The sequence below is a fragment of the Alteribacter keqinensis genome, from assembly GCF_003710255.1.
Lineage (GTDB): Bacteria > Bacillota > Bacilli > Bacillales > Salisediminibacteriaceae > Alteribacter > Alteribacter keqinensis.
On sequence record NZ_RHIB01000003.1, the window covers coordinates 107,189 to 121,908 of the forward strand.

20 protein-coding genes are annotated in these 14,720 nt (G+C 46.1%); 11 read left to right on the plus strand and 9 right to left on the minus strand.

Translation table 11 applies throughout. The features are described 5' to 3' along the window. Positions 1 to 166 precede the first annotated feature (166 nt). The 6 genes from EBO34_RS15750 to EBO34_RS15775 all read left to right on the plus strand — a co-directional run bounded on the left by EBO34_RS15750 (position 167) and on the right by EBO34_RS15775 (position 3,965). Positions 167 to 694, plus strand: coding sequence for a DUF6241 domain-containing protein (locus EBO34_RS15750; RefSeq protein ID WP_122900338.1), 528 nt, complete (start codon positions 167 to 169; stop codon positions 692 to 694). A gap of 291 nt (positions 695 to 985) precedes the next feature. Continuing rightward, the gene (locus EBO34_RS15755) at positions 986 to 1,081 is read left to right on the plus strand and encodes a YjcZ family sporulation protein (RefSeq protein ID WP_122900340.1); all 96 of its coding nucleotides are present in this window, start codon (positions 986 to 988) and stop codon (positions 1,079 to 1,081) included. Between the two features lie 133 nt (positions 1,082 to 1,214). Then, the gene (locus tag EBO34_RS15760; RefSeq protein ID WP_122900342.1) at positions 1,215 to 1,472 is read left to right on the plus strand and encodes a stage VI sporulation protein F; all 258 of its coding nucleotides are present in this window, start codon (positions 1,215 to 1,217) and stop codon (positions 1,470 to 1,472) included. A gap of 105 nt (positions 1,473 to 1,577) precedes the next feature. Further along, the gene (locus EBO34_RS15765) at positions 1,578 to 1,910 is read left to right on the plus strand and encodes a hypothetical protein (protein ID WP_122900344.1); all 333 of its coding nucleotides are present in this window, start codon (positions 1,578 to 1,580) and stop codon (positions 1,908 to 1,910) included. Between the two features lie 120 nt (positions 1,911 to 2,030). Next, positions 2,031 to 2,627: a TetR/AcrR family transcriptional regulator gene (locus tag EBO34_RS15770; RefSeq protein WP_122900346.1), complete on the plus strand. Its 597-nt coding sequence runs from the start codon at positions 2,031 to 2,033 to the stop codon at positions 2,625 to 2,627. A 69-nt stretch (positions 2,628 to 2,696) separates the two neighbouring features. Then, on the plus strand, positions 2,697 to 3,965 hold the full coding sequence (locus tag EBO34_RS15775) for an MFS transporter (protein ID WP_122900348.1): 1,269 nt from the start codon (positions 2,697 to 2,699) through the stop codon (positions 3,963 to 3,965). Between the two features lie 18 nt (positions 3,966 to 3,983). Here the strand turns inward: EBO34_RS15775 and EBO34_RS15780 are convergent, their stop codons facing one another. From EBO34_RS15780 to EBO34_RS15795, 4 genes are all read right to left on the minus strand, one after another. After that, entirely contained in the window at positions 3,984 to 4,631 is a 648-nt protein-coding gene (locus EBO34_RS15780) for an SGNH/GDSL hydrolase family protein (RefSeq protein ID WP_122900350.1), read from the minus strand. Between the two features lie 216 nt (positions 4,632 to 4,847). Next, positions 4,848 to 5,102: a hypothetical protein gene (locus tag EBO34_RS15785; protein WP_122900352.1), complete on the minus strand. Its 255-nt coding sequence runs from the start codon at positions 5,100 to 5,102 to the stop codon at positions 4,848 to 4,850. A 241-nt stretch (positions 5,103 to 5,343) separates the two neighbouring features. Further along, positions 5,344 to 6,306 (minus strand): D-2-hydroxyacid dehydrogenase, encoded by a 963-nt coding sequence (locus EBO34_RS15790; protein WP_122900354.1) that lies wholly within the window; start codon positions 6,304 to 6,306, stop codon positions 5,344 to 5,346. Between the two features lie 141 nt (positions 6,307 to 6,447). After that, entirely contained in the window at positions 6,448 to 7,356 is a 909-nt protein-coding gene (locus EBO34_RS15795; RefSeq protein WP_122900356.1) for a ketopantoate reductase family protein, read from the minus strand. Positions 7,357 to 7,473: 117 nt separating this feature from the next. Here EBO34_RS15795 and EBO34_RS15800 point away from each other — a divergent pair, with 117 nt between their 5' ends. Then, complete coding sequence (locus tag EBO34_RS15800) at positions 7,474 to 7,995, plus strand: DinB family protein (protein WP_122900358.1); 522 nt, start codon at positions 7,474 to 7,476, stop codon at positions 7,993 to 7,995. 61 nt (positions 7,996 to 8,056) lie between these two features. Here the strand turns inward: EBO34_RS15800 and EBO34_RS15805 are convergent, their stop codons facing one another. Next, positions 8,057 to 8,266 (minus strand): 2-hydroxymuconate tautomerase family protein, encoded by a 210-nt coding sequence (locus EBO34_RS15805; RefSeq protein ID WP_122900360.1) that lies wholly within the window; start codon positions 8,264 to 8,266, stop codon positions 8,057 to 8,059. Positions 8,267 to 8,678: 412 nt separating this feature from the next. Between EBO34_RS15805 and EBO34_RS15810 the strand changes: the two genes are divergently transcribed. Both EBO34_RS15810 and EBO34_RS15815 read left to right on the plus strand, forming a co-directional pair. Then, the gene (locus EBO34_RS15810; protein ID WP_122900362.1) at positions 8,679 to 9,032 is read left to right on the plus strand and encodes a PH domain-containing protein; all 354 of its coding nucleotides are present in this window, start codon (positions 8,679 to 8,681) and stop codon (positions 9,030 to 9,032) included. A gap of 196 nt (positions 9,033 to 9,228) precedes the next feature. Next, positions 9,229 to 9,891: a glycosyltransferase gene (locus EBO34_RS15815; RefSeq protein WP_122900364.1), complete on the plus strand. Its 663-nt coding sequence runs from the start codon at positions 9,229 to 9,231 to the stop codon at positions 9,889 to 9,891. Positions 9,892 to 9,970: 79 nt separating this feature from the next. Here the strand turns inward: EBO34_RS15815 and EBO34_RS15820 are convergent, their stop codons facing one another. From EBO34_RS15820 to ectA, 4 genes are all read right to left on the minus strand, one after another. Next, a complete protein-coding gene (locus EBO34_RS15820; protein ID WP_122900366.1) occupies positions 9,971 to 10,456 on the minus strand; it encodes a glutathione peroxidase in 486 nt (161 codons plus the stop codon). A 113-nt stretch (positions 10,457 to 10,569) separates the two neighbouring features. Then, positions 10,570 to 10,959, minus strand: coding sequence for an ectoine synthase (locus EBO34_RS15825; protein ID WP_122900368.1), 390 nt, complete (start codon positions 10,957 to 10,959; stop codon positions 10,570 to 10,572). A 176-nt stretch (positions 10,960 to 11,135) separates the two neighbouring features. Then, on the minus strand, positions 11,136 to 12,410 hold the full coding sequence (gene ectB / locus EBO34_RS15830; RefSeq protein ID WP_249414129.1) for a diaminobutyrate--2-oxoglutarate transaminase: 1,275 nt from the start codon (positions 12,408 to 12,410) through the stop codon (positions 11,136 to 11,138). A 4-nt stretch (positions 12,411 to 12,414) separates the two neighbouring features. After that, positions 12,415 to 12,936 (minus strand): diaminobutyrate acetyltransferase, encoded by a 522-nt coding sequence (ectA, locus tag EBO34_RS15835; protein ID WP_122900372.1) that lies wholly within the window; start codon positions 12,934 to 12,936, stop codon positions 12,415 to 12,417. A gap of 354 nt (positions 12,937 to 13,290) precedes the next feature. On the opposite strand from ectA, the gene EBO34_RS15840 reads away from it, so the two are divergent. Together EBO34_RS15840 and EBO34_RS15845 are read left to right on the plus strand one after the other, a co-directional pair. Beyond that, entirely contained in the window at positions 13,291 to 14,124 is an 834-nt protein-coding gene (locus tag EBO34_RS15840; protein WP_183163908.1) for a VOC family protein, read from the plus strand. 155 nt (positions 14,125 to 14,279) lie between these two features. Then, the gene (locus EBO34_RS15845; protein ID WP_183163909.1) at positions 14,280 to 14,579 is read left to right on the plus strand and encodes a rhodanese-like domain-containing protein; all 300 of its coding nucleotides are present in this window, start codon (positions 14,280 to 14,282) and stop codon (positions 14,577 to 14,579) included. Positions 14,580 to 14,720: the final 141 nt, after the last annotated feature.

The following is a 14,720-nucleotide window of genomic DNA, read 5'->3' on the forward strand; positions in this document are numbered from 1 at the left end:
TATAAAAAGTCTCTTGCGATTCAGCTTATCTGAATGGGTCATGATCTGGAGCATACGATGAGAAACAGAAATAATCCTAGGTATCAGGTGTTTGTTTTTCCTGATACTCAGGAACTGAGAGAAGACCTTTGCAAGTTAAACGGGCAGAGGTATGAAGGTGAACGTCATGAAAATCATTAAAGTCACAGCCATTGTTCTCGTTTTTCTTTCTGTAGCGGGCTTTACCACCCACCAATGGCTCGACAGCCGGGAAGTGTCTGAAGCCTCAGGCGAAGTCGAGGATATAATCGATGAGGAAACAGGTGAGCCTGTGCCGATTGAAGAGATTGTTGATGTGCCTACAGTGGATGAGGTTGAGGAGCGGTACTCTTTTGATATGAGCGAAACGAATATGCAGAATACGATTCATGCCATGTCCCATCAGAAAGTGTATGCAACTGAAAAGTGGGGACACGTCTTTATTACGGATGAGATTATCGATCGTCTTCTGGAAGTAAACAAAGAGAACAGCTATACTCACAGTGCGGTGTATCACGACATCCTCACCCGCTGGAGACAGGATGATTTCTCCAGAGCAGTGGAGGATCATAATACGATCTGGCAGCTGCAGGGAGGAACGGTCGGTGAGGCAACGCGGCTTCTCTCAGAAGAAGAGGAAAGGCTTTATATTATCAGGCATTTTGAAGATGAATAAGAGTAAACCGGTGCTCTAAAGATGAAATCAGCTATCTTTTCGACACCGGTTTTGTTTTTTCCACTATCGAAATTTGGAGCATACAGCTCCACTTGTGTTTTACAAAAATGTTCGATGCTCAATGAGAATTTTAATGGCCTGTCCACTGCAGACACATTTTCAAGTGTGATTTGGAAGCTTGTATTTTTTTGCCCCCCATTTGCCTATTCCAAGCAAACGCCCACACTCAACGGGGAAAACGTACATATTGTGTGGTGAAAAGAATCCTACACGGGGGCGGAGGGAATTCCATTGTCATACGGTAAAAATGAAGGTTTTGCGTTATTGGTTGTGTTGTTTATCCTGCTGGTCATCATCGGTGTATCTTACATCGACTGCGGCTGCTAGGAGTTAATAAAGGGACCTTGGGGAGATGATTCTCCCCGGGGTCTTTTTCTTTGCGTCTGGGCGGATGGCCACTCCCTTTTCCCGTTTGATCATAGGATATGAATAAGGTGGAAGCGGGAAGGAGTGGAACAGCTTGTTTAACAAATTCTTTGGCGGTTTTGAGAAAAAAACCGGCGTTGGGATGAATGAAGTGCTGAAGCTTGCTCAATCAGTCCAGTCGGCTAATCTCAAGGATGAAAAAGTCGTAAGAGACCTGATTCAGCGGATTGCAAAGGTCGCCAACCGTAAAGTAACAAAAGAAAAAGAAGATCAGCTCGTTAAGGCAATTATGAGCGGAAACGTACCGAAGGACATCGGTGCTATTCAAAAAATGATGAAGGACAAAAAATAATGAAAATAAGACTGTCGGCAAAGTAGCTGACAGTCTTATTTTTGTTTTGCAATCAGGATTTTAAGGGTATTGGAAAGGTATAAAAGAGAGGAGTGGAATCCGTACATGAAAAAGCTTCAAGCGTATTTCAGGACCGAAAATGATGCAGAAACGGCTTCGATCAGCCTCAAGCAGCTCCGGGTGAGCAATGTCATTGTAGATGAAATTCCACAGCAGAGCCGTGAGAATATCGTGCTCGTCCCCGCAGCGAATGTGGGATCAGGAACGGCAGCAGCCGGCGTTGTTCCCCCGGCAGCGGGAAAAAATAAGTTAACAATGAGTAAAGATAAAAACAAAGCATTTCAGTACATTCTGGAGTGTGATGTGGAGGAAACGGACTACGAAGCGGCAAAGGAAAAGCTGGAACAGAATGATGCCTATATGGAACAAAAAGAGTAAGAGAAAACGAGGAGCTAATGGCTTCTCGTTTTTTCTTCGGGCTTTACAAATCAAAACCAATGTTTTACAATTTTATTAACGTTTGATTGATCAATCATTATTAGGGAGTGAGGGTCGTCCATGCCACTTTCAGAAAATCAGATTAAAAATATGGAACAAAAGCGGGAGCGGATCCTGTATGAATCGGTCGTTCTTTTTTCCGAACTCGGGTTTGAGGGTACGACAATTAAGAAGGTCGCTAAAGCTGCCGAAGTCAGTTTTGGCAGCGTGTTTACGTACTTTGAGAACAAAGATCAGCTGTTTCATGCCACTGTGACGGAACCTTTGGCAGATTACGAGAGGTCGTTACTTGATTTTGATCCGCAAGCAAATGACCCTGTGAAAGAACTTGAGAGCATGGTGGTAAAGCATATCGAAGTGTTTTCAAGTATCAGCCATTATTTAAACCTGGTTGTCCACGTGATCAGCCATAACAAAAAGTTTCCTGATACTTTTACAGTCCTCGATGCATTTCATCAGAACTTGCGAAACCAGGTTCGGGAGCTGGTTGCAGCAGGACAGAAAAAGGGTGTGCTCCGTGAGCAGGACCCGACTTATGCGGCTGTAGCATATACCAGTCTGTTGATGGGACTGCGGTTGAATTTGACTGATGAACCCGACAGCGATACGTGGGAGCATCTCGTTCCAAGCACGGTGCAGCTTTTTGGACCGAAATGAGCTATTGTTTCGGTTTTTCTTTTCCACCAATAATGATTGATCAATCAATCGTAGGAAAGAGGCAAACCAATGTCATTATTTCGCTTTCACCGGACCATTAAAATAAGACTCGCTTTACAGTTCCTCACTACGATGGCCACCATGTCGGTCGTGCCTTATCTGATTATTTATTTCTCCGCCACACTTGGCACCGTCACCACAGGATTTATGTTCCTGGGCGTGATCACAGCTACTGTTGCCGGCTCTCTGACCGGAGGGCTCCTTGCCGATAAAGCCGGAAGAAAACAGGTGATTCTTTGGACTGAAGGGGTTGCTGTTTTCGGTTTTATCGCTGTCGCATTCGTTAATTCACCCTGGCTGGTTCTGCCTTTTGCGGCTTTCCTTCTGTTTGTGATGATTCAGTTTTCCACCGGCGCAGGGGAGCCGGCTTATCAGGCATTGCTGATCGATGTAAGCAAACCGGAAAACCGGCGGTCCGTCTATACCTATGCTTACTGGCTGCGAAACCTGGGTATGGCGGTCGGGGGAATTGCAGGAGCCTTTTTGTTTATGGATCATCACTTCTACTTGTTTCTTGGTGTGGCTTTCTGCCTTTTCATTTCGTTTATTGTGACCGCCTTTTTTATTACGGACACCTACGTTCCCTTACGATCCGGGCAAAGGCGTGTTAACACTTCGAAAGCTGAAGCATCTTTCAAAACGGGCTACAGGAAAGTCCTGCTTCACCGTGTCTTCATGGCTTTTATATGTGCCCACTTACTCATTGTTTCTGTGGAAGAGCAACTTACCACTGTTACTGCTGTCCGGCTTGTGGATGCCCTCAAAGAACCCCGGCCGCTTCTTCCGTTCCTGACAGTCCAGGTTGATGGCTTAAATATCGTCGGGCTTCTAAAAGCAGAGAACACGATTCTTGTGATCTGTTTAACGGTGCTTGTCTCTGCCTTTATCCGGAAGCTGAACGACCGATGGGTTCTCATGACCGGCCTCGCGCTGTTTTTTACAGGCTACACCATCATCAGCTTCAGTGAAGTGCCAATCGTGCTTCTTGCAGCGATGTTTATCGCAAGCGCAGGAGAGGTGCTTCATATTCCAGTCAAACAAGCCTTGCTGGCCGGCTTTATTCCGGACCACGCCAGGAGCACCTATATGGGCATCTATTATCTTTTTACTTATCTGGGGGTGAGTACTGCCGGTGCCTTTATTATTTTGAGCGCCTGGGTGCCGACGTGGCTGTTTACCTTTGTTTTTGCAGCGATGGGGGCTGTGTCATTGATCACCTTCAACCGGCTCACACAGGAGCCGGTACATGAGGCAGGCAGAGCGGCGGCCACTATGTAGAATTCAGGGCCGCTAATATTACTCTTCCCACCCAATTGCACTCAGGAACGTCCTGGCCAGAATCATATGGCCCGTGGCGCTCGGGTGCACCCGGTCCCATGCCAGAGAAGACGTATAGGCATGCTCAAGGTAATCATCAAAAGCCCTTTGTGTATCCACAAAAACACATGCATATTTTTCAGCCAGCTCCCTGACCGCTTCACCGTAACGGTCCATCTGCAGTCTCATCTGGTCGTTTCTGTTTTTCTCCAGAAAAAACGGCGTCATGAGAATGAGCTTATCCACATGTGGACAGGCTCCCTCCATGAATCCTTCCAGGGTGCGTTTATACTCCGCTATGTATATGTGCTGCTCTTTCTCAAAAGGACTGTGGAACTGTCGCCACACGTCGTTTATCCCAATCATGATAGCGAGATAATCAGGGTTCTGATCCACAACATCCCTCTGCCACCTTTCCGCAAGTTCCCTTACTGTATCCCCGTTCATACCTTTATTCACAACCCGCAGCCCAAGCTCTGGATAACGAGACTGAATAAGGGCATTCACAAACGAAACGTAACCATTCCCAAGCTCTTCGAATAACCCTTCGCCATCAGGCTTCTCCCGTCCGCAGTCCGTGATCGAGTCTCCGGTAAATAACAGCTTCTTTCCGTGAGTAAATATCATAACCTGACCTCCCGTGTCTTTCCTGATGATAGCTCTTTCTCCCAAGCAGGGATCTATTCCTCTTTTTTATGGAAAGTCCTGAGGGAGGAAACGAAAAGTTTCGGTCTGTTTGGAAAAAAATCCGCCTCAGGCTCAAAGCCGGGCGGATTCTTTAGGGAAGTTAACAATCGTACCTATCTTTTTTGCATTTCTTTTTAAATTTCTTTTTGGCTTCGTCTAATTTTCTTTCGTATTTTGCAATTTTTTCTTTGTACCCTTTAGTTTCTTCACGTAATTTTTGGCACTTATCTTTCGATCGGTGTCTTTTATGGCAGTGGTCTTTTTTACATGGATCGCAATAGTGGCAGCGGCATTTGTCGTGATCAATTCTGCAAGGGGCGTGATGGCATCGGCCTTTGTGATGATCCACATCACAACGGCATTTATCATGGTCTCTTCTGCAAGGATCGTGATGATGGTGTTTTCTATCATCGTCTACGCATTTTTTGCACATACATACATAGTCGCATGCTTTATGGTGTTTCCGGTCCGTCACGTAGTCGTGAATACTGATTCTTTTTCCGTATGGGTCATAGCTGAACATATCTTTCCCTCCCTCCTTCTTGAAATACTATATTCTATGCTCATTTGATAGATTTGCGCAGGCAAACAGGCAAGAAAAAGAGAGCGTCTCATAAACTATGAAACGCTCTCTCAGTCCTCTTACAGAAAACTAATACCCTTTGCGATAATCAACCCGGTTTACAGGCAGCGTATCCCCATTTACATAGCTCTCCAGATTTGGAATGAAGATGTCTTCCATCACCCGCTTATTGTAAAATTCAGTAGAACCCGCTGTGTGAGGCGTAACAATCACATTATCCAGCTCCCAGAGGGGGTTATTTTCTTCCAAAGGCTCTTTCTCAAACACATCAAGTCCCGCTCCGGCGATCGCACCTTCCTTAAGAGCAGTGATCAGTTCCGTCTCTGCCACCAGCTGACCGCGACCGATGGTAACGAAAAATGCCGTGTCTTTCATAAGAGAAAATTCTTTCGCCCCAAAAAGATGGTGCGTTTTTTCCGTGAGGGGAAGGGACACAACCACATAATCACAGCGGGGAAGAAGGTCATGAAGAGAGTCGGCTGTATACATTTCATCTACGTTTTCAACAGGTTCCCCGGAGTTTCTCACCCCAAGAACCGTCATCTCGAAGGCCTTTGCGATCTTCGCTGTTTCTTTCCCAATCGCTCCGACACCGATGATACCCACGGTTTTTTCATGAAGCTCGAGATTCATATTCGCATGGTGCCACGTTTTCGTCTGCTGTTGCTTCACGTACGTATGAATTTTTCTCGTCAGAGCCAGCATGTGTCCGAAGATCGTTTCAGAAATAGGGTAGGCGTGAACACCGTTGGCACTCGTGATAACCGTTTCTTTTCCTTCGAGTTTATCCAGGGGCAGTCCGTTGATACCGGCACTCCAAGCCTGAACCCAGCGCAGGTTTGCTTCAGGTTCAGCGACGACATTGTTCATCTCCGGCTTCCAGCCGGCAATCACCTCGGCATCTTTTAAATGAGGTTTCCACGTTTTCTTTTCTTTTCCGATAATCACATCCCAGTCAGGGACGAGGGATTTTACTTTCTCAGCATGATCGTGATCGATCGTATGTGTGATGACAAGCTTACGTCTGGTCATGGTTATGTACCTCCAGGTGTTGGTTTTGTGGTGCCTGTCACTCCCCGAATGCTGTCGAATTCGCAGTCCTTTTCTATAAGAAAATTTCGTATGAAAAAGACCTATGGTTTCGTCAAAATTCGGGTGGTGACAGGCACCGTTTTAGTTCGTGTACACTCTCAGATTCGCATAAATGGTCTCCAGTGTCGGAGCCGGTATGCCTTGCTCGTCTGCCTTTTCAAGAAGGTAGCCGAAGAAGTGGTCTCCTTCTACGGAAAGGCCTTTCTCCATGTCCCGCTGGAGTGATGATTTCATTGTGTGCTCGATGTCATGCAGCTTGTCCCAGTTCGCTTCCTCCACTCCGTCAGGCAGAGGTGCATCGAGGGATTTCATAATCGCCGCTGCTTCTGTAAGCGTCTTTTTCACTGTTTTACTGCCGTATTCATCATCACGGATCGGTCCGATTGGCGAGCGGTAAAGGGACGTAACGCCAGACAGGGTTGAAATGAATAAGTACTTTTTCCACATATCGGCGAGGATCGTTTCAGAAAGCACAAAGTTACTCTTCGTGTTACTGAATGTGTCTTCGAGCCTTGAAACACGCTCGGAGCGCTCCCCTGATCTTTCCCCGAAGATGAAATCGTGGGTGCCGCTGGACTGTATGATGTGCCCTTGTTCGTTCAGCGTAGCTTCCACAAAGCAGAGGCCTCCGAGGACATTTTCTTCACCAAAAGCGGCAATCAGCCTGTCCATGTGGGCAATGCCGTTTAACAGAGGGATAATCATCGTATTTTCCCCAACATAAGGCCGGATGTCTTCTATCGCCTGATCCAGCTGGTACGCCTTCATGGAAAGAAGGACCGCATCGAAAGGTCCGGCTATTTCGCCGGCCTGAATAAGAGTGGGGGTGGTTTGGAAATCACCGTGAATACTCCGGATATGCAGCCCGGTTTCTTCGAGCTGTTTGCGTCTTCGTTCACGGACGAGAAACGTCACGTCCTCGCCTTTTTCCACCAGGCGGCCACCAAAGTATCCGCCAATCGCTCCTGCACCAACCATTAGTAGTTTCATAGTGCCCTCCCTTTATTTTCCCGGGTGCCTGTCACTCCCCGGTATTTGTCGAAATTATAAGTCTATTATACATGAATCATAGCAGGAGAATGGGCAAAGCGCTTAGGAGATTATAAGATGGAAGAGAGTGATAAAATGAAAAAAGAGAAAATGAGGAGGATTCCGATGATAGAGCTTTTTCAATACAACTGGGAAGTTCGGGAAGAGTGGTTTGACTGGTGTGAAGAGGTTCCACACGAAGAGCTTGTGAAAAAGCGTACGGGCGGAATGGAAAGCATTCTGCATAATTTGTTTCACGTGATCAATTGCGAGCAGCTCTGGATTAATCACATGCGGGGAGAGCCTGTGATTGAAACGGACATGAAATCAATCACTGTTCTTGAAGAAGTGAAAGAATTTTCACGTATCACAAAGCCGGTCACAATGGCCTTTTTGGAGTCGTATGAAACGTCCGGGGAAGACCGGATTCTTGAGGTGAAGAGCAGCAGGACGGGGGAGATCCGGTCGTTTTCGTATGATAAAGTGATTCTCCACATTATCACCCATGAAATTCATCACATTGGCCAGGTGTCCGTGTGGTCGAGGGAGGTTGGCCTGAAGCCAGTTTCGTCTGATCTTATCATAAGGGATTACTTTTGAAGGAAGGCAAACAAAAAAGCAATGGAATTTCCACAGAGAAATCCACTGCTTTTTTTACGTGCTACTGCCCTCTTTTTCGACGGTCGGTAATAAGTTCGGCGCCGAGTCCGTAGTTGTCGGTGTCGATTTCGTCAATGATGACAACGGTTGAAGCGGGGTTTTTGTTTAATGTTTCTTCCAAAAGATTGGTGACGCCTTTTACAAGGGTCTCCTTTTCCGCTTTTGTAAGTCCACCGCTTTCTTTAGTCACTTTAATGTTTACATATGGCATGGACATACACCTCCTCATTCTATGATGGCAGATAACGTTTCCTATTGTCTTCTTTCCTGTTCTTTGGAAAATTCAAACTGAGCTGGCTCACCTCACTGCCTTCCAGCACCTCTTTGCTTGCGTCTTTCATGGAGAGCGCAGGCTGCCTGACTTCACTCTGAATTTCCCTGATGTTTATTATAATTAAAGGGTTTTGAGTCAGCCGGAAGAACAGGGGGTGGCACGGCGCGATTGGGAATTATCTGGATCCGGATCTGGATATCTTAACCTAAATCCTTGATATATTAAAATTCATCCGGCATATCTTAACATTCCCGCGGGATATCTTAACACAAACCCACAAAAACAATCCTCCTCCGTTGAAAACACTAAAGAGAGGGCGTATAGTTGCCCCTAAAGGAGGCATGTTGTGATGAGCTTTTTCAGTAAAGGTGACAACCGTGAAAAACATATGCAGCAGGCAGAGGAATTTTTGTTTGAAGGGGAGACTCTTGAAGGAACTTACGGACTTATGATTGACTTCGTGGCATTTACGAGCCACCGGATTCTCTTTGTGGACCGCTCTCTCATGTCGAAGTCCAAGTCCGCTGTATACTCTATTCCCTATGAAAAAATCGAAGAAATTGCCATTGAAAAAACCGGTGTATTTTCCTTTTCCAACAACATCGAAATCGCAACAAAACGGACGACACACTCCCTGCGTTTTATGAAAGACACCGACGTGATGCAGTTTTACAGGGATTTATCCAAAAGAATCTGTACGTAATACGCAAGGCTGTAACCATCAAAAGATGATTACAGCTTTTTTTGTTCCTGTCCTAATATAAACCGGTGGTTTCGACAACATTGAAGTGGTGACATGGGTCTCAAAAAATGTTTCGTATGAAAAATATGGATTCATCCATACTATCAAAGAAAAAATGTTCACTTTAATGCCAATTAAACAAAAGGAGAAAAGTGCTTTGAAAAAATTACTGATAGTTACACTTTTAATTACTACGATCTTTACTTTCTTCATTTCACCACTCACGGAAGTAAATGCAGAGATAAATCATCCGCAAAATGATGAATGTATGACTGAATCTGCGGTCCAGTTAAAAGGAGATCTCAGAAAACTGTGGATTGACCATACAATATGGACAAGAAGTTATATCGTCAGCGCCCTGGAAGGTCTGGAAGATCAGGAAAAGATACTGGAGAGGCTGTTGAAAAACCAGGATGACTTAGGAGATGCAATAAAACCGTATTATGGAGAAGAAGCAGGCCAAAAACTAGCTGAGCTTTTACGTGAGCACATTATAATTGCAGGCAGTTTGGTCGGAGCGGTTAAAAACGAAGATGCTGCCGAGATAGATAAGTACAATAAAGAATGGTACAAAAATGCAGATGATATTTCTGAATTTCTCAGCAGTGCCAATCCAAACTGGTCCTATAACGAACTGCAGGATTTACTGTACATGCATTTAAAATTGGTTGCTGATATAGTCACAGCAAGAGTGAACAAAGATTGGGACGCAGATATTCTTGCTTTTGATAAAGGTGAAGACCATATTATCGTATTGGCCGATGCATTGACAGATGGGATTATTAAGCAGTTCCCCGATCAATTTAAAACAACCGAATAATGATCAATATCTGCTTAATTAAACACGAAGGAAAAATCAAGAAAGCCGTAACCATCCCTTAGATGATTACGGCTTTCTGTTAGTCTTTTAACAGCTTCCGTACGTCATCCTCCATCTTTTTCGGTGATGTCTGAGGAGAGTAGCGCTTCACCACTTCACCATTGCCATCAACCAGAAACTTCGTGAAATTCCACTTGATCTCAGAGCTCAGTAATCCTTGTTGGGACGCCTTCAAGTGTTTATAAAGCGGGTGGGCTCCGTCTCCGTTCACTTTAATTTTGGAAAAGAGAGGAAAGGTGACGCCGAAATTGATTTCGCACGTTTCCGTCATGTTTTCATCCTTAACCGGCTCCTGGTTCATAAACTGGTTGCACGGAAAGCCGAGGACAGCGAGCCCGTCATCCTTGTATGACTGGTAAAGGCGCTCGAGCTCTTTAAACTGCCCGGAAAGGCCGCATTTCGTGGCTGTGTTGACGATAACCATCGGCTGTCCTTTGTATTCATGAAGAGAGACTTCTTCTCCGTTTGGTTTTTTAACTGAGAAATCATGTACTGTTTCTGCCATGATGTCTCCTCCTTTACGTTTGATAGGTTTATCATAAAAACAGAAGGGGAGAAAAACAAAACATATGCTTAAAACACAAAAACCCCCCTGCCAAAAGTGACAGAGGGGAAATTCTAGCTTTCTGTAACAAGGGGATAGACACCGTTTTCGTCATGGGTTTCCTGACCGGTAATAGGCGGGTTAAACACGCAAACCATACGCATGTCCGTTGTTGCCCGGAGGAGGTGCTCGTCGTGCTCATCGAGAGCATAGAGCGTGTTTGCGGAAATCGGGTGAACCTTGTTATCCTTCAGCGTCACCACTTCGCCTTCCCCTTCGATGCAGTACACCGATTCCAGATGATTCTGGTACCAGATATGAGTTTCGGTGCCGGCTTTAATAACTGTATCGTGCACGGAGTAGCCCATGCCGGAGTCTTTTAAAATCAGGCGGCGGCTCGTCCAGTTTTCGCCTTTTATTTCGTTTTCTGTATTCAACACATCGTCCAATTTTACAACTTTCATTGTTTTGACCTCCTTGTATGTTCAGTGGCTTTTATTTGAGTTGCAATGCCTCCATTCGGTTGCTCGCCTGTTACGATAACTCCCCTCGTAACAGACTTTAAAAAGGCAACCGTTACGTTCATTGCCTAGAAAGCATTGGAAGTAGTTAAAGAGCAAACTTTTTCAGTGCGTTCTGTTCAGTCTGCAACCTGCTTGTGATTGGCGAGTACGCTTTTGATACTTTCCTCAATAATTCCAAAGCCTTCTTCGAGTCCCTGGTCATCGATGATCAGAGGGGGGAAAAGCTTGAACACTTCATCATTGCCCCCGGATGTTTCCATGATCAGACCGCGGTTAAACGCCTCTTCTGCTATTTTGGACGAAAGCCCTTCAACAGGTGAGGCAATGCCCTGCATGAATCCGCGCCCCCGTACTTCTCCCTGCAGATCAGGAAAGCGTCGGACAAGGCTGTTCAAAAACGCTGTTATTTTCCCGGACTTTTCCTTAATGCTTTCTTCAAATGCGCTGTCCTCCCAGTAAGTAAGGGATTCGGTGGCCGTTACGAAGGCATGATTGTTTCCGCGGAACGTGCCATTATGTTCACCGGGACTCCACTGGTCGTGCTCCGGCTTAATCAATGTGAGGGCAAGGGGAAGTCCATAGCCCCCGATGGACTTGGACAGGCAGATGATGTCGGGCTTGATCCCGGCTTTCTCAAATGAGAAGAATGTGCCTGTGCGGCCGACCCCGGCCTGAACATCGTCGATGATCAGAAGAATTCCCCAATTTTCGCAGATCTCTTCAATTCGCTTAATCCATTCAAAACGGGCGGTATTAATGCCCCCTTCTCCCTGGACAGTCTCAAGAATCATGGCAGCGGGAATTGCCACGCCGCTCCCGTTATCTTCAAGAAAACGCTCGAGGTAATCGAGGCTTTCGTTCTCATCCATAAAATTATCAAACGGCATCGTCACCGAATTGGTGAGGGGGACACCGGCCCCTTTTCGTTTAGCCGAATTTCCAGACACGGCGAGTGACCCGATCGTCATTCCGTGAAATCCGCGGGTAAAGCTGATCACATCGGTGCGTCCCGTAACCTTGCGGGCAATTTTCAACGCGCTTTCGACGGTGTTGGTCCCCGTCGGCCCCGGAAACATCACCTTGTATTCCATGTCGCGGGGTTTTAAAATGACATCGTTAAACCGCTTCAGGAAATCAGCTTTTGCTTCAGTCGCCTTATCAAGGGAGTGGGTAATCCCGTCATTCTGGATATAGTCAATGAGCTTTTTCTTCATTCGTGGCTCATTATGTCCGTAGTTCAGGGCGCCTGCCCCTGCAAAAAAGTCGAGATATTCCTTTCCTTCAGTGTCCCACAGCTTGTAGCCGCTCGCTTTTGTAAAAACAGCCGGAAAGCTTCTTACATAGCTGCGCACACTGGATTCCATCTCATCAAAAATTGTCAGATCTGTCATGTTCCTAAATCCCTCCATTGCGTTTTTCAGTCATTGGTCCAACCCTGAATGTAAGTTCAGATTCGTGATCATCTTCTGGAAAAAGTTCGGCAGGAAAGCAGGTTGATACGACACACGAGGTTGAAAAATCCCGCGCCAGTCCTCTGAAAAGAGCTTCGGAAGCTCCGTTTGAAGGGGTCACGGTTGCTTCAAGGAAGCGGACATTTCTGCAAGCTTCTCTCGAAAGGAGCTCGTTCATCATTTTTGAGGCGACTCCTTTACCCCTTTGGGAAGTGTCGACGCCAACCTGCCAGATAAAGATCGTGTCTTCTTGTTTGGGAGGAATAAAAGCGGTGATGAAGCCAACCAAACGGTCCTGTTCTTTTGCTGCTACACACGTCTCCCCGAAAAACTCACACATCATCAGATACTTGTAGGATGAGTTTTGATCAAGGGAGGTGCTGTTCACTAACTTCCACATGGCAGCCCCGTCATTCACGGTCGGCTTTGAAAACGTGACATCGCGTACGGTCGAATTTGTGCTCATAAAAATAAACCGCCTTTAATGGACCTGATAAGAACCCTCTCCTTTTGAAAGCGTTTTTTAAAGCACATAGATAAGCATAGTAACAGGACTGATTTTAATCAAACGGCATAAAGGAGCGTGACTGGCTAAAGATTCCAGTGAGTACAAGTGAGTAGAGAAGACCGGGGTCATTGTTTGGATAACTCTGAAAATTAAGGGAATTCTGTGCCGTCTATGTTTTTATACCCAATGAGACAGGAGTGATTGTTACAGTTGTGTTACAGGTTTTGAGGGAATGACAGAGCTTCGGATGGTACATGAAATGAGAAACAGGGTAAAGAAAAGAAGAATGTCACTTGAAGGAGGGCGATCACGGTGTTTCACTTTGATCATATTATTCATTACGTGGAGGATGCGAATAAAACGAAGGAAGCGTTCCAGGAACTGGGACTTCATGCCGTAACCGGAGGAAGACACGAAAATCAGGGCACATACAACACGCTTTGTCATTTTGATTTGAGCTACATCGAGTTTTTGAGTATTGAAGACCGGGCGCTGTTCGAGAAGGTTATTAAAGAGAAGAGGGATTCGAGCCCGTTTGCCACCATTGCACACGATCAGTTCACAGAAGGATTCTCACGGATTGCTCTTCGTACCCGGGGGCTGGACACACTGGCAGCCACATTCATGGAAAAAGGACTGAAGGTTACAGGTCCTGTTCCTCTCAGCCGGAAACGGCCGGACGGGAGTGTCCTCGAGTGGTCGCTTCTGTTTATTGAAGACGAAGAGTCAAAAATGCCCCTTCCGTTTTTTATCGACTGGCATCAGACCGATGAAGAACGGCGGGAAGAACTGAAGAAGCATCACGTTATTTCCCCCAATGATAGTGGCGAAGCGTCCTTGTCTCATGTGACGATCGCTGTGGAAAACCTGGATGAGACGGTCGCCAGGTGGGCTTTGTTATTCGGACTGTCTAAAGGTGACATATATGAAGATGAAGATCTCAATGCACGCGTTCAGAAGCTTCACCTCGAGGGAGGGGATCTGTATTTTGCTTCCCCGAATGGGGAGGGTCCCGCAGCCCAAATCCTCCGAGCCCGGGGCGAGCGTCCTTATAAAGTGACGATTGAAAGCGGGCGTATAAATGAAGAACGGGTGATTCATCGTGGGAACTATCAGTTCAAACAAGCGGAGAATGGAAAAGGTTAACGAGAGAAGCAGTTATTACTTACCCTTTCATACCCCTATGGGTATTTGGGTTTTTGTGATATAATCAAATTGTACGTGGTCATACTAGCAAATAAGAGGTGACATAGATGTCCATTAAAAAGGCATTATGCCAATTAATTAGAGGAGGAAATAAGATGAGGGAAATGACAGCGGAAGAAGTAGCACAAGCTGCGAAGAACAACAAGGATGTAAGCATTATCGATGTGCGGGAAGATGAAGAGGTGGCAGAGGGAATGATTCCCGGCGCGCGCCACATTCCTCTCGGACAGGTACCGGACAGGCTCGATGAACTTGATAAGGATAAAGAACACATTATGGTGTGCCGTTCAGGAGCCAGAAGCGGCCGGGCCGGATCCTTCCTGAAAAAAGAAGGGTATGACGTCATCAATATGAGCGGCGGTATGCTCGAGTGGAAAGATGAAGTTCAGAAGTAATGGTGATATGAGGCCGGGACATAAAGAAAGTGTTTAGCTGATAATCCGAACAATTCACGAAAGTAGCGGATGAAATATACGCAAACTCCTGCGGGATGTAAAGCAAAGGTGAGACCCCGCAGTGTGCAGCACGTGGAGGGT